This is a genomic window from Enterococcus sp. 2G9_DIV0600 (assembly GCF_002140615.1).
Taxonomy (GTDB): domain Bacteria; phylum Bacillota; class Bacilli; order Lactobacillales; family Enterococcaceae; genus Enterococcus_D; species Enterococcus_D innesii.
In genome coordinates this window covers 996,883-1,010,584 of record NZ_NGLL01000001.1, presented here as the reverse complement: position 1 = coordinate 1,010,584, position 13,702 = coordinate 996,883, and the positions used below count along the sequence as shown (strand labels likewise).

General features: G+C 44.2%; 15 protein-coding genes. 7 read left to right on the top strand and 8 right to left on the bottom strand.

Annotated elements, in window-relative coordinates; all coding sequences use genetic code 11:
- The first annotated feature begins 317 nt into the window (after window positions 1–317).
- Complete coding sequence (locus A5870_RS04820; RefSeq protein WP_086291978.1) at window positions 318–1,622, top strand: S1C family serine protease; 1,305 nt, start codon at window positions 318–320, stop codon at window positions 1,620–1,622.
- 68 nt (window positions 1,623–1,690) lie between these two features.
- Here A5870_RS04820 and ytpR read toward each other — a convergent pair whose 3' ends face one another.
- The 4 genes from ytpR to pepA all read right to left on the bottom strand — a co-directional run bounded on the left by ytpR (window position 1,691) and on the right by pepA (window position 4,581).
- A complete protein-coding gene (gene ytpR / locus A5870_RS04815; RefSeq protein ID WP_005225431.1) occupies window positions 1,691–2,305 on the bottom strand; it encodes a YtpR family tRNA-binding protein in 615 nt (204 codons plus the stop codon).
- Between the two features lie 272 nt (window positions 2,306–2,577).
- Window positions 2,578–3,039 carry a universal stress protein gene (locus tag A5870_RS04810; RefSeq protein ID WP_016610011.1) on the bottom strand — a complete coding sequence of 154 codons (462 nt, stop codon included), beginning with the start codon at window positions 3,037–3,039 and terminating at the stop codon, window positions 2,578–2,580.
- Between the two features lie 12 nt (window positions 3,040–3,051).
- A complete protein-coding gene (locus A5870_RS04805; RefSeq protein WP_026008043.1) occupies window positions 3,052–3,372 on the bottom strand; it encodes a thioredoxin family protein in 321 nt (106 codons plus the stop codon).
- 132 nt (window positions 3,373–3,504) lie between these two features.
- Window positions 3,505–4,581: a glutamyl aminopeptidase gene (pepA, locus tag A5870_RS04800; protein WP_034878843.1), complete on the bottom strand. Its 1,077-nt coding sequence runs from the start codon at window positions 4,579–4,581 to the stop codon at window positions 3,505–3,507.
- Window positions 4,582–4,873: 292 nt separating this feature from the next.
- Here pepA and A5870_RS04790 point away from each other — a divergent pair, with 292 nt between their 5' ends.
- Complete coding sequence (locus A5870_RS04790; RefSeq protein ID WP_005234590.1) at window positions 4,874–5,218, top strand: peptidase; 345 nt, start codon at window positions 4,874–4,876, stop codon at window positions 5,216–5,218.
- 60 nt (window positions 5,219–5,278) lie between these two features.
- On the opposite strand, the gene A5870_RS04785 is transcribed toward A5870_RS04790, so the two are convergent.
- From A5870_RS04785 to A5870_RS04775, 3 genes are all read right to left on the bottom strand, one after another.
- Entirely contained in the window at window positions 5,279–6,313 is a 1,035-nt protein-coding gene (locus tag A5870_RS04785) for a hypothetical protein (protein WP_086291977.1), read from the bottom strand.
- A 77-nt stretch (window positions 6,314–6,390) separates the two neighbouring features.
- Window positions 6,391–6,792 (bottom strand): Ohr family peroxiredoxin, encoded by a 402-nt coding sequence (locus A5870_RS04780; protein ID WP_005225423.1) that lies wholly within the window; start codon window positions 6,790–6,792, stop codon window positions 6,391–6,393.
- A 184-nt stretch (window positions 6,793–6,976) separates the two neighbouring features.
- Window positions 6,977–7,225: a GlsB/YeaQ/YmgE family stress response membrane protein gene (locus A5870_RS04775; protein WP_077452821.1), complete on the bottom strand. Its 249-nt coding sequence runs from the start codon at window positions 7,223–7,225 to the stop codon at window positions 6,977–6,979.
- A gap of 406 nt (window positions 7,226–7,631) precedes the next feature.
- Here A5870_RS04775 and A5870_RS04770 point away from each other — a divergent pair, with 406 nt between their 5' ends.
- The 3 genes from A5870_RS04770 to A5870_RS04760 all read left to right on the top strand — a co-directional run bounded on the left by A5870_RS04770 (window position 7,632) and on the right by A5870_RS04760 (window position 10,697).
- Complete coding sequence (locus A5870_RS04770) at window positions 7,632–8,891, top strand: ABC transporter substrate-binding protein (protein WP_086291976.1); 1,260 nt, start codon at window positions 7,632–7,634, stop codon at window positions 8,889–8,891.
- A gap of 92 nt (window positions 8,892–8,983) precedes the next feature.
- Window positions 8,984–9,856, top strand: a complete 873-nt coding sequence (locus A5870_RS04765) for a carbohydrate ABC transporter permease (protein WP_086291975.1) — start codon at window positions 8,984–8,986, stop codon at window positions 9,854–9,856.
- A complete protein-coding gene (locus A5870_RS04760; RefSeq protein ID WP_010747711.1) occupies window positions 9,846–10,697 on the top strand; it encodes a carbohydrate ABC transporter permease in 852 nt (283 codons plus the stop codon). Before A5870_RS04765 ends, A5870_RS04760 begins: the two co-directional genes overlap by 11 nt.
- 71 nt (window positions 10,698–10,768) lie before the next feature.
- Here the strand turns inward: A5870_RS04760 and A5870_RS04755 are convergent, their stop codons facing one another.
- Entirely contained in the window at window positions 10,769–11,710 is a 942-nt protein-coding gene (locus A5870_RS04755; RefSeq protein WP_086291974.1) for a magnesium transporter CorA family protein, read from the bottom strand.
- Between the two features lie 186 nt (window positions 11,711–11,896).
- On the opposite strand from A5870_RS04755, the gene A5870_RS04750 reads away from it, so the two are divergent.
- Window positions 11,897–12,724, top strand: coding sequence for a manganese catalase family protein (locus A5870_RS04750; protein WP_034857733.1), 828 nt, complete (start codon window positions 11,897–11,899; stop codon window positions 12,722–12,724).
- Between the two features lie 128 nt (window positions 12,725–12,852).
- On the top strand, window positions 12,853–13,692 hold the full coding sequence (locus A5870_RS04745; protein WP_077452825.1) for an aldo/keto reductase: 840 nt from the start codon (window positions 12,853–12,855) through the stop codon (window positions 13,690–13,692).
- Window positions 13,693–13,702: the final 10 nt, after the last annotated feature.

The window sequence follows — 13,702 nt, the reverse complement described above, 5'->3', positions numbered from 1 at the left end:
CCTTTTACACACTTTGACTTTCTTTGAAATTCTTCTATCTTATCTATAAAACTGTGACACTTCAACGATTTCTTCATCCACCCAACCAACCCCATCAAGATTGTCCACACACTGTGGATAAAAAAACCTTTGATTCCCCCCAGATTTCTCTGCTATTTTTATTCAAAAATGACCCGGTTTTGCGAAGAAAATTTCATCGTTTGAAACAGATTCTTACGCAACTTCTTCATATTTTTTTCAAAATCTCTTAGTAGACTAATCTCAGATAGAAGGAATATACTGATTATAACGAATTATTCATTAAGGGGGAAATAGTAATGGCAAGAAAATATGTCACACCAGGTAAGAAAACTTCTCCTGGTTTATTAAAACGATTAGGTATTGGGATTTTAGGCGGTATGGTCGGCGGATTATTGACCTTCGGCGGTCTATATCTGGCAATGGGTTCATCCTTGAGTTCAACACCAGAAACCACGACCAACAGTGGGGTCCAAGATTCTAACGGGCAAACACAAGTATCTAATGTCAAACTTGATGTGACCAGCGATGTCACTGAAGCAGTTGAAAAAGTACAAGATTCCGTCGTTTCCATCATTAATTTACAACAAAGTCAAAGCAACGATTGGAACAGCCTCTTTGGTCAGCAAGGTGGACAAAGTGAAGGCAATAGCCAAAGCGAAGACGACAGCGCCTTAGAAGCTTCTTCTGAAGGTAGTGGGGTCATCTACAAAATTGATGGCGACGATGCCTATGTCGTAACCAACAACCACGTCGTTGAAGGTCAAGATGGTTTGGAAGTTGTCTTAGCAGATGGTACAAAAGTCAAAGCTGAATTGGTGGGTACCGATTCTTACACAGACTTAGCCGTCTTAAAAATCTCTTCTGAAAAAGTTACAACTGCCGCAACATTTGGCGATTCAAGTGCCTTGAAAGTCGGCGAACCAGCCATCGCGATCGGTTCTCCTCTAGGCTCCGACTATGCAAACTCTGTGACACAAGGGATCGTGTCTTCCTTGAATCGTCAAGTTACAAGCCAAAACGAATCTGGTGGTACGATCAGTATCAACGCGATCCAAACGGATGCTGCGATCAACCCAGGGAACTCAGGTGGTCCACTGATCAACGTTGATGGTCAAGTGATTGGGATCAACTCAAGTAAAATCGCCAGCACCTCTGGTTCTGCTTCAGGCGTTAGTGTCGAAGGAATGGGCTTTGCGATCCCAAGTAACGATGTCGTTGAAATCATCAATCAACTAGAAGCAGACGGCAAAGTGGTCCGCCCTGCACTAGGGATCCAAACGATCGATTTAGGTTCCATCACATCACAACAACAAGAACAAATCTTGAAAGTTCCTTCATCCGTAACTTCAGGCGTTGTGATCTACTCAGTCAACAATGCAACTCCAGCAGAACAAGCAGGATTGCAACAATATGACGTTATCACGAAGATCGATGATACAGAAGTCAGCACCACAACTGATCTGCAATCTGCGTTGTACAAACACAAAGTCGGTGACACGATCACTGTAACCTTCTATCGTGGCGATGAAGAAAAAACAGCAGAAGTAAAACTTTCCGTTGATACATCGATCAACGAACAATCAACAGACAGCAGCAACTAATCACCAAAACCAATCAAAACAATCAAAAAATGAACTGCCGCAAAAACAGGAAGCGGCAGTTCATTTTTTTAGGCTTTACCGACCGGAAAAGCTTCACCTACAACGGCATCTTGAGGCAGCTCAAGGATGCCTTTTTTCATTGGTGCACCTTCTAAATGTAGTTCTTTAGCAGAGCAGATCATTCCGAAGCTTTCTACGCCACGAAGCGTCCCCGGCCAAATCATCAAGCCATCTGGCATCATTGCGCCAGGTTTTGCGACAACGACTTTCAAGCCTTTACGGATATTGGCAGCGCCACAGACGATTTGCAAGACTTCCCCATCTCCAACTTCTGTTTCCGTGATAGACAGATGGTCGCTGTCTGGATGTTCCACACAAGACTTCACATAGCCAACGACGATTTTTGGTTCTGTATCTGCTGGCAGTTCTTCGCTGAATCCTGCTTCTTTGATCATGGTGTTTAATTGTTGGATTTGTTCTTTCGTCAACGTCACTTGGCCACGGCCTTCGATCGTCATCACTTCTGAGATCGCAAAAAAGTTCCAGCCGACGATCGTGCCTTCTTCATTTTTGATTTGGGCAACATTGCCTTTGCGTTCGACGGTTTGTTCTAATCCTTTATCATCTGCTGTGATCGCAAGTAGTGTATCACTGACATATTCTTTGTTATAAGCAAAAATCACGTTTTTTCCTCCTTAGGTACTTACACATTCCGCCCATAATCTTAACAAATTTTTCGGCATCCGTCATGGAATTTCTTTGTTTTCCTTGAAATTCTAGTTATTTTCAAAGACAAAAAAGCCTGAAAACCAGCTACTGCTCATTTGCTAAAGACAATGCTTCACTAGCGAGCAAAACCGCTGGTTCTCAGGAACTTCCTTTTGTCACTTGTTACTACCATGCGAACTAAGGAAAAGAACTCGGCAACGACAAGCTTATTTTTTCAAAAATGACCTTACGCTTTGGTTTCTTCAGGGGATACGATCAGCACGTCGCACCGGGCTTCACGGATAACGAAGCTGGCGACACTCCCCATCATGAAGCGTTCCACGGCGTTCAGCCCAGATTGCCCCACCATGATCAAATCGATGTTGTATTGATCAGGTAATTGAGTGGCAAGGGCGTCTTTGATGGAGCCGTAAGCGACGATGCCTTCTACTAGATCAAAATCCACTGATTTTGCGTAAGCTTTGCAATCGTCGATCAGATTTTTCGCCGTATCTTTTTCTTGTTCCAAGATGGAGCTATCCAAAGGTGCATAGCCCATCATGGTCGGCACTTGCTGATCGATGATCGTTGCGGCATAGACCTTCCCTTGATTTCGACGAGCGACTTCCACTGCTTTTTTGAAGGCAGACATCGCTTGATCTGACCCATCGATCCCTACTAAAATGTTTTGATATCTTTGTGCTTCCATCTTTTTCCCCTCCTATGCTGATTGTACGCTGGTTAAAAAGGCTTCGATCTCTTCTTTGGTTTTGCGATCCTTGTTGACTAACCGTCCCAGCTCCTTGCCGTCTTCGATGACGACGAGGCTAGGAATACCAAAAATGTTCCATTCAACCGCTACATCCATGTATTCATCACGGTCGACTTCGATAAATTGAAGATCTGGAAAGTCCGCTTCGATCTCAGGCAATTGCGGTTTGATGTAGCGGCAATCCCCACACCAATCGGCGGTGAAAAAGAAGACATTTTTGCCTTTCTCCACATATGTTGCTAACTCTGCTAAATCTTTTGGAATAATCAAATTCTCACCACTTTCTTTTCTTTAAGTATACACCTTTCTTTCAGGGACTACCAACTGACATGCTGATCTTAGAACCCCTGCAGAAAAAAAGAGACAACGGGTTGCTGTCTCTTTGCTTTCGTTCGTTCTCGCTTATTGTCCTGCCAAAATCGTATCAACGGTTGAACGATCCAAACCTTTCAAGACTTGAATCACCATTTCCCGTGCCGCTTCATAATCAGCGATACTGAATAGGGTTTGGTGGGTATGGATGTATCGTCCAGGAACACCGATAACTGAACTTGGGATCCCTTCATTTGCCATGTGTGCCGCACCAGCGTCGGTACCACCTTTTGAAACAAAGTATTGGTAAGGAATGTTGTTGCTTTCTGCTGTATCCAACAAGAATTCTTTCATCCGCGGCAACATGATCATGCCTGGATCATAGATTCGCATCAAAGTCCCGGCTCCTAGATGACCAAAGGTGCCATTTTTCGTGACTGTGTCATCTGCTGGCGAGCAATCGACCGCAAAGAACAAGTCTGGTTTGAATTTCGTCACAGACGGACGGGAACCCCGTAAGCCGACTTCTTCTTGAACGTTGGCACCAGCAATCAGCGTATGGCCTAACGTTTCCTCTTTCAAGGCTTCAAGTGCTTCTAATACGACCGCACAGCCGTAACGGTTGTCCCAAGCTTTCGAGATGATGTTTTTCCCATTGGCTGTTTTGATGGTTTCCACTTGGGGGACGATCGTATCGCCAGGACGTACACCAAAGCTTTCTGCTTCTTCTTTTGATTCAAACCCAGCATCAAACAAAATATCTGTCACTTCGACATTTTTCTGACCGCTGCTTCCTCGCAACAAATGTGGCGGTACTGAAGAAGAAACGCATGGGTAATCGCCCTTCGCTGTTTTCAATGTAAACCGTTGAGCAGAAACCACATAGGGATTCCATCCGCCTAAAGGAGTGACTTTGAATAAGCCGCGATCGGTGATCGTCGTCAATAAGAAGCCAACTTCGTCCATGTGAGCAGCTAACATCACTCGTGGTGCATCTGCTTCTTGGTGGTGACGCAAACCGAAGATGCCGCCTAAGCCATCTTGTTGGATTTCATCTACCAAGGGGGTCATCGCTTCACGCATATACGCGCGCACGTCGTGTTCAAACCCGCTGGTTCCTTGTAACTCCGTTAGTTCTTTGATACGTTGAAATGTTTTTTCTTCCATGATCATTCGAGAAACACGTATCGGTTGTTTGCTGCCCTAAAGAAACAAAGCTGCTTTTTTTGAAAAAGCAACGCTTGCTGTGGCTGTGTTTTCCAGCAATTTTTGGGTGAAACAACGGATGTGCTCTCTTCCTCCTTATTCCTACTGATATTCTTTATTATAGCGCAAATTTCTATTGTTGGTTATTTTTCTTATAGAATATTTCTAAACTATGGTAAACTATTGTTAAGAGAACCTGTGCTTTCACCGAGATCAAAACATTCGGGAAAACTTACTTTAGGAGGGACATTAGATGGAGAATGAGCATCCATTGCATTATTTTAAAAATGGACTGACCATCGGTTTAGGTCTTGGCTTTGCAGGAGGGATTTTTTCAACGATCTGGTTGAAGAAAAGGCAAGCCATGAATGCCGATGATGTCTTAGACAATATAAAAGCGGCGTTTATCAAAGAAGGACCGATCGAAGGTTCTTGGATCAATTTCGAAAAACAACCTTTGCGCAAATTTGCGATCACTTCCCAGGGATATACTGGCGGCATCACCCGCACCGAAGACGGACAGCTTGTCACCTATGAATTTTTGGCAGATGCTCATACCGGCACCGTCTTAGATATCCAACGAGCAATCGTGGAATAATCACTGCACTTACGACCAGCTTCTTAAGAGGCTGGTCTTTTTTCTTTTTAAGCAGTGCTTTTACTGGAGCAAAGTCGCAAGGTCCAATACCACGACTTCATCGATGCTGCCGCCTTTTTGCCGATACGCCCATGCCCCACTTTCAAACAAGCAGTACAGCTGCCCTTTTTCTACCACGATCTGTTCAAGGTAATGGGGAAACTTGATGCGCCGCAATGCATGTTTGCGGGTCAGCACCGTTGCATCCTTTGGAAAGACCCATAACTCCGCCGACCCTGGTCCAAAAGAACGTGCCAGCAACAAGTATTCAGTGGTAAAGGCGATACTTTGGACTTTCGTGGTGGTGACCCTTCTCTTACGCGGTTTGATGCGAGGAGGCGCTTTGCGACCGCTGGCTGAAAGAACAGATAGCGGATAATTCGCCACCACGCCTCCTTGTTTCAAGGCAAAGGTCCCTGAGACAAGTTCACCGCTATCGGCTGCCAAATAGGAGCTGTGAGTGATGCCTGCCAATTCGATGACTTGCTGATAAGCGATAGGCTGATTGGTTGCCAAGGAATCATCTTCCAGCAGTTTCTGCAGAGAAACACACGCCACGCGCCCCATTCCTTTTCCAGTGATGGTTAGCCACAGCAATTGCGTTGCTCGATCAAAGACTAATCCGCCGACATGGGGGCGTTTTGGCAGAACCACCGTTTTCAGATGCCGCCCGCTCGTTCTTTCTATTATATAAAGCTGTGAGTGATGTTCCTGCTGCGAACAATACGCTGAGATGAACAAATAGGCCTCTGAAACGGCCAACCCTTGTGGGGTCATTGCCTGACACTGATCCGCATGCTTGTGCAGCCTCGTTTCTACTTTCGCCGTTGCCGTCGTTGCCACTGCGGCAGTGGCTTCTTTTAATCCAGGAACCAAAAGGACTGCTTCTCTTTTTGCCCCGGCTGCCAGCCACGCTTGCCGCACCCTGGGATAACGCTTCAGCTGGGCTACCAGCGCTTGATTGTGGCGCGTATGTCGGTGCTTTTTTAGCCAGTACACCACAAAAAGGCCAACCACAAACACGCCCAAAAGCAGCAAGCACTCTGTTTGTCTCATTGATTGGCCTCCTTGATGAATTCCCTCTTGTCGGCTGATTTATCAGCCGCTTATTGTTTGTCTAGCTGCAATAATGCTTAGACTACTTGTACTTCGACATCAATGTTGCCACGAGTTGCCCGAGAATACGGACAAAAATCGTGCGCTTCTTCTGCGATTTTCTCCGCTTCGGCTTTTTCAACGCCTGGTAACGATACTTCTAAAATCACGCCGATTTGGTAACTACCGTCCTCATGCTGATACAAAGACACTCTTGCTTTAACTTCGGATTCGGATTCGATGTTATGCTCTTTCAACATATGCTGTACGGCACCGTTGAAGCATGAAGCATAGCCTGCGGCAAATAATTGTTCTGGGTTAGTCCCTTCACTATGAAGACCCGGTTTGTCAATTTTCAGGTGAAAACTGCCATTTGGTGCTTCGACCTCTCCGACACGACCGCCTCGATTGATCATCGCTGTTTCATATTGCTTTTTCATTGAACCTCTTCCTTTCTTTTTTTGACCTACTTCAAGTGTAACGACAATTTCCCGATATGACAAAAGGATTGCTTGTACTTGTTTCTTGAAAACAAAAAAGGCAAACCCAGAAACTCTGGATTTGCCTGTCTATTCGAGGTAATTGCTACCCGAAATAAATAAATGGAAACAATTGCTGAATGGACTAGCCGTTTGAACGTCCTAAGAAGAATGAAACAACAGCAACGACAATAACCGCACCAATAATTGATGGGATGATTGCCATTCCAGCAAGTGATGGACCCCAAGAACCTAAGATCGCTTGTCCAATAGCTGAACCTACTAAACCTGCAACGATGTTGGCGATCCAACCCATTGATCCACCTTTATTTGTGATAGCTCCGGCGATCAAACCGATAATAGCTCCTACGATTAATACCCATAACCAATGCATATTTTTCTCCTTCTTTCTTTTAAGTAGTTATTACACATATTATGTTACGCTTAATCCCCGTTTTAGACAAAAGATTTGCACTCAATTTGCAAAAAAAATTTTCAAACCTTGTTATATTAACGTTTATCAGCACTTCTTAATTATCGTTGTAAGAGCTTTAATTCGTTTTTTTTAGTATTGGTGCATTTTTTGAAATCGTTTTATTTTGTATTTTGTATCTTATCCGCTAAACTGAGGGAGAACCACTCTTATTTTGTCAGATAATTGGCACTTTTCACTCCTCGATCAGTCCTAGGACTGCTATCTTTTCAGAACTTCAGCTATTTTTCATTGGGGGACGTTTCGATCGTTTTCGATTGGAAACGTTTTTTTGAACAAAAATCATTCAATAAAGGAGAGGAACAAAATGAACAAAAAAATAGGGTATTCAATTTTGTCTTTAGCGGCAGTGATGTTGGGGGTCGCTGGATGCGGCAGTGGTGACAGTGCCAGCGACAGCAAACAGATCCGTATGTTCGTTTCTGGAGATACCAGTGAAGGCGGCGCTTATTCGAAAATGGCGGAAAAATACAAGGAAGAAACTGGTGTGACTGTCGAAGTCACCGATGTGCCTTATGCGGACTTGCTGACAAAGATCACCAAAGCTGTTCAAGCAGATGATGCGCCAGAGGTCGTGCGGGTTTCTACCGTTCAACCTGACTGGAATGACTATCTGATGGATCTATCAGACATCGCCAGTGAGGCAAAAACATTGGAATCGATGACGATCAAAGATGAAGCAGATGTCGTCAAAGCGCTCCCTTCCGATGTCACTGCCACTGGGTTGTTTATCAATACGGATTTGTTTGACGAAGCTGGTGTGACCTACCCCACTTCGGAAGAAGACATTTGGACTTGGGATGAATTTTTAACTGCGATCAATGAAGTCGTTGAAAAAACCGATGCCAAATACGGCATGGTCATGGACGCGTCGGATCACCGTTTACGGGCTTTCACCTATCAATACGGGGGACAAGATTTCTTTTTAGATGACAGCGGTGATTCTTATACGACCGATGATGCTACGAAAGCGGCTTTGCAAAAATTTGTGGATTTGAACAATGACGAAGTGATGCCAAAATCGGTTTGGACCTCTGGAGAAGATGCTTCTGCTATGTTCAAGAGCGGCCGTGTTCCAGCTTACTTTTCTGGCAGCTGGCAGATCGTTGATTTTTCTACCAACATCAGCAACTTTAACTGGCAATCCACCTATTCTCCTTATGAAGAGACCCGCGCGGTAAATATGGGCGGCAACTTCATCACTGGCTTCAACAATAGTAAAAACAGTGAAGAAGGCGAAAAATTCATCAAATGGTTGTACGAAGAAGAAAATTACAAACAGCTTTGTACCTATGCTGGCTACTTACCTGCGGTGGAAGATTTGACGGTCGATTATGAACAAGGTCAGGATGCTTATGAAATCTACAACCAAGAGATCGCAGCCGCTGCTCATCCAATCAGCAGCAAGCAAACCACCGATCAAGTGACGATGAGTATGAAAGGCTACACTGGATTGACAGGGGCTTACCGTGATGCCATCGTGCAAGTATTAAATGATGAAATTACATTAGATGAGGCAATCGACAAGACGATCAAGGATTACAATGATGGGTTTTTGAAGAAATAAACAGACGTTCAACCACAAAGAACCCATAGTCTGGCTTTTTGCAGACTGCGGGTTCTTTGTTGCTGATACGATCGTCGGAGGAGGAATTTTCTATGAGCACTTTACAAAAAAACAAATGGCCGTTGTTTTTCACTGGCGCAAGCATCATTTTGTTCATTATCTTCTTTTTGATTCCAGCACTCTTAGGACTTTATTACTCGTTGACGGACTATAAAGGCTTTGCGACAGCCAATTTTATCGGCTTGGCAAACTACCAAGAATTGTTTCAAGACGCCAGCTTTTATAAAGCACTATTCCGCACATTTCGTTATGTGATCATTCTGGTCCCAAGTATCTATGTCGTTTCTCTCGCCGTCGCTTTGATGTTGAATAGTCAGTTGGCGAAAGGCAAATTTTTCGCAAAGATCATTTTTTTCTTACCATGGACCATCTCTGGGATCATCGCTGGGGTTATCTGGAAATGGCTGTTTGGTGAAAACTTTGGCTTTATCAACTTTATTCTAGAGCAAGCGGGACAACAAACTGTCCCGTGGTTTACCGACTCGAATGCTGCCTTTTCTGTCATTATTTTGGCTGCCATCTGGGGCGGCACTGCCTTTAACATGCTGCAATTTACTGCAGCTTTGAAAAATATCCCCCGCTCGTTGTATGAAGCTGCCGAGATCGACGGCGCTAGCTTTGGGCACAAATTGCGCTACATCACATTGCCTATGCTGCGGCCAACTTCCTTTATGGTCATCTTATTGGCTTCGATCGGCGCTATGAAAGAGTTCGCCCTCGTGCAATCGTTGACTAATGGTGGTCCAGGAACCGACAACATGTTGATCGTGCAATATATCTATACGACTGGGTTTGACAAAATGCGGGTCGGCTATGCCAGTGCTGCCTCCATGGTTCTTTTCGTGATTCTTTTACTGTTAGGCTTAGCACAAATGAAGATTGGAGGCGGCAAGAATGACATCTAAGACCATCAAAACCAAACGACCTGTCACAAGAAAGTCAGCGATGTTTTTTTTAACGCTGGCATTGATCATCACTTCCCTACTGTACCTTTTTCCACTGCTTTGGTTCTTATTGAGTGCCTTCAAACCAGGGACTGAACTATTTGCTTATCCCTTGAAAATCATTCCTGAAAATCCAACCATTCAAAACTTTATTGATGCTTGGACGACATTGGATTTCTTTCGTTACTTCAATAATACGTTGATTTCAGCGGTCGTCACCACTTTATTGACGATCCTAGTCAGCGCCGCCTGTGGCTATGCCTTTGCAAAATACGATGCCAAATGGCTGCGTTTTTTCTTCATATGTATCATCGCCACCACCATGCTGCCGACGGAAGTTATCATGAATCCGACGTTTTCCGTCATTCGTTCGCTAGGCTTATATGATAACTTGCTGGGGATCATCATTCCTTCCATCAATACAGCAACCGGTATCTTTATGTTTCGGACCTTTTTCGTCTCCGTTCCTGACGATTTGATTGAATCAGCCCGCATCGATGGCGCCTCGGATGGGATGATCTTTTTGAAAATCATGCTGCCGATTGCCCGACCAATCATTATGACACTGGGGATCTTTTCGTTCCAGTGGCGGTGGAATGATTATATCTGGCCCTTGATCGTCTTGAATGATCCGAAAAAATATACCTTGCAAGTGGCGATCCGCAGCTTGGTGGGCGCGGAAAATATCAATTGGACGATTTTGATCGCTGCCTCAGTAATTTCCATTTTGCCTTTGCTGCTGGTCTTCCTCGCCTTTCAGCGCTGGATTCTCGACAGCAATTTAGATAGCGGGCTAAAATAAAAAAGTGCCGACTGCTTCGTCGCACCTTTCTCCTTTTATGGATGAACGGTGCTACAGAGCAGCGGCGCTTTTTATTTTGAAAAGTCTTTTCGTGACAAGTAGACGGCGGTTAAAATACCGACTAAAATAGCCAAGCCGAAGACGACGATCGTACCGATCGCATTGTCTTTTCCTGGCAGTCCCCCGGTGTTGATCCCCCATAGCCCCGCGATCAAGGATGGCACAGCCACCACTAATGCCGCAGAATCTAAGTATTTCATCAGATGGTTTAGATTGTTGTCCATCATATCGGAGAACAAGCCACCGATAGTTTCTAACAAGTCGCGATAGATGGTGACCATTTTCATGGCAAATTTCTGCCGTAGCTTGATGTCATAAACAAGTGCTTCATTATCCAAACGATCCAAAAATTCTTTGCGATCCATCAATCGATCGACAGTATGGTTTTGGTCCCGCAAGGTGTGATCAAGATAGACCATGTCTCGCTCGGTATCGGCTAAATTGAACAATTCCTTGTTTTCCGTCGTTTTACGGGCTGCTTGATCCAAATCATCGATTTGCTTCTTCATTCCCTGCAGACCTTTGATGTAATGGGTGTAGATCATCAACGTCGAGTAAGCAACAATATCTTCATACCGTTGAATATCTTGCTCATGCTTTTCAATCAGGCGTTTAATCAGTGTAGATTGATGAGAGACATAAGAGATTAAAAGATCTTTGGTATAAATAAAAGTCACCGGTTCTAAACGATCTTCGATGCGGTCTTGTGTCACTTCTGACAAATCGATCAAGGTATAAAGAATCGGATGATTTAACTTAGTATTACGTAAGTATTCCAAACGTGAGACTTCTTCTGGTTCATTGGCGCCAATAAAAATATCTTCGGGCAGTTGATACTTATCTAACAAGTGGCGTTGTTCCTCTGGATCTGTCCCAGAAACCACCAGCCAATTGTAATCTTCCTCCGAGGATTCCCTTATTTTTCGGTCGTCCATTTTGTAATACTGAAACATGGTGACTCGCTCCTTTTCTAATTCTCTCTTAATTTAACTATCTAACGCTTCTCGCTTTTTGTCAAAGTAAATGGCTTTTCTTTTTGGAGGTTTTTTCATTTTGAACTAAGTGCATTTTATTAGACGAACCTTTCGATTCATGAGAAACTTTTTATGGGCCCAATAAAAAATTTTAGGAGGAATAGTATGTTTCGTCATCAAAAAGAACTACAGTTTGAAGCTAAACCAGAAAAACCAAATCCGTTAGTTGCGAAATACCTTCAAGAATTAATCGGTGGACAATATGGAGAGATGAGTGTTGCCATGCAATACTTATTCCAAGGATGGAGCTGCCGTGGGGAAGAAAAATACAAAGATATGTTGATGGATATCGCTACTGAAGAGCTTGGACACGTTGAAATGTTAGCAACGATGGTTGCACGTCTACTGGAAGGTGCACCTGTGGAAGATCAAGAAGCGGCTATGAAAAAAGACCCAACGATCGGTGCGATCATTTCTGGAATGAATCCGCAACATGCCATCGTTGCAGGCTTAGGACCACGTCCTGCTGATAGTGTCGGCAATCCATGGTCAGGTGCGTATATCATTGCTAGTGGCAACTTACTTGCTGATTTTCGTGCCAACTTAAATGCGGAATCACAAGGTCGTCTGCAAGTAGCACGCATCTATGAGATGATCGATGACCGTGGGGTCAAAGACTTACTTTCGGTCTTATTAGCGCGTGATAGCTACCACCAAAATCTCTGGGCAGCTGCCGTGAAAGAATTGGAAGAAAACGAAGGCTCAATTTTAGTGCCAAGTACCTTTGACCGCAAAAACGAACGCTTAGATATCGCTTATGATTTCTATAACTTCTCAGAAGGCGACCAAAGCAAAGAAGGCTCTTGGGCGAAAGGCAAAGCCCTTGACGGTGAAGGCGAATACCAATGGCTAGACGAACCAAAAGTCGAAGGAAAAGCGCCAAAACTCGATCAAGTCACACCAAAAATGTATGGCACACCGCCTGAAAAATAATTTAATCAAAAAGAGCAATTGTTTCTGAAACAGAAACCGTTGCTCTTTTTTCTTTGTTTGAGCAAGTTGGTTACGTTCCTGGCAAAAAAGCGTTAGAGTAGAATGTAAAGAAAAGGAGGAATCATTTTATGAAAGCACCTTTACTGACATTAAACGACGGCAATTTACGCCCCGCAGTGGGCATCGGTACCTATCAGATCCGCGGTGGCGAAGGATTGAGCCAGCTGCAAGCAGCGATCGCCGACGGGTATCGCTTGATCGATTCTTCAACCAATTATGACAATGAAGGCATTGTCGGCAAAGCGATCCGTCGCTCGGGTATCCCACGTTCAGAATTTTATATCACCTCAAAATTACCAGGAAAATACCATGGCTATGATGATGCCCTAACCAGCATTCAAGAATCCCTTGCTCGCATGGGACTCGACTACTTCGATGCCTTTTTGATCCACTGGCCATTACCAAAACGCGGCAAATATGTCGAAGCTTGGCAAGCCTTAGTGACCGCCCAAAAATTAGGCTTGATCCGTTCCATCGGCGTTTCCAATTTTGAACCAGAACATTTGGATGCCATCATTGAAGCAACTGGTGTGACCCCTGCGCTAAATCAAATTGAGATTCATCCTTACTGGGTTCAAGAACGAATGGTCGCAGAAAACAAAAAACGCGGCATCGTAACGGAAGCTTGGAGCCCATTAGGTCGTGGCAGCGATGCCCTGAAAGAACCACTGATCACTGAATTAGCTGAGAAATACCAAAAGTCAGCTGGTCAAATCATCTTGCGCTGGCATGTGGATCGTGGCATTTTGCCCCTTCCAAAATCAAGAAACCTCGCCCATCAACGAGAAAATCTTGCAATCTTCGACTTTGAACTGACTGAAGATGAAATCAATCAAATCAATCAGTTAAACAAGGAAGACGGCCGTATTGATGGTCAAGATCCAAATGAGTATGAAGAGTTTGAATAAACAAAACCAG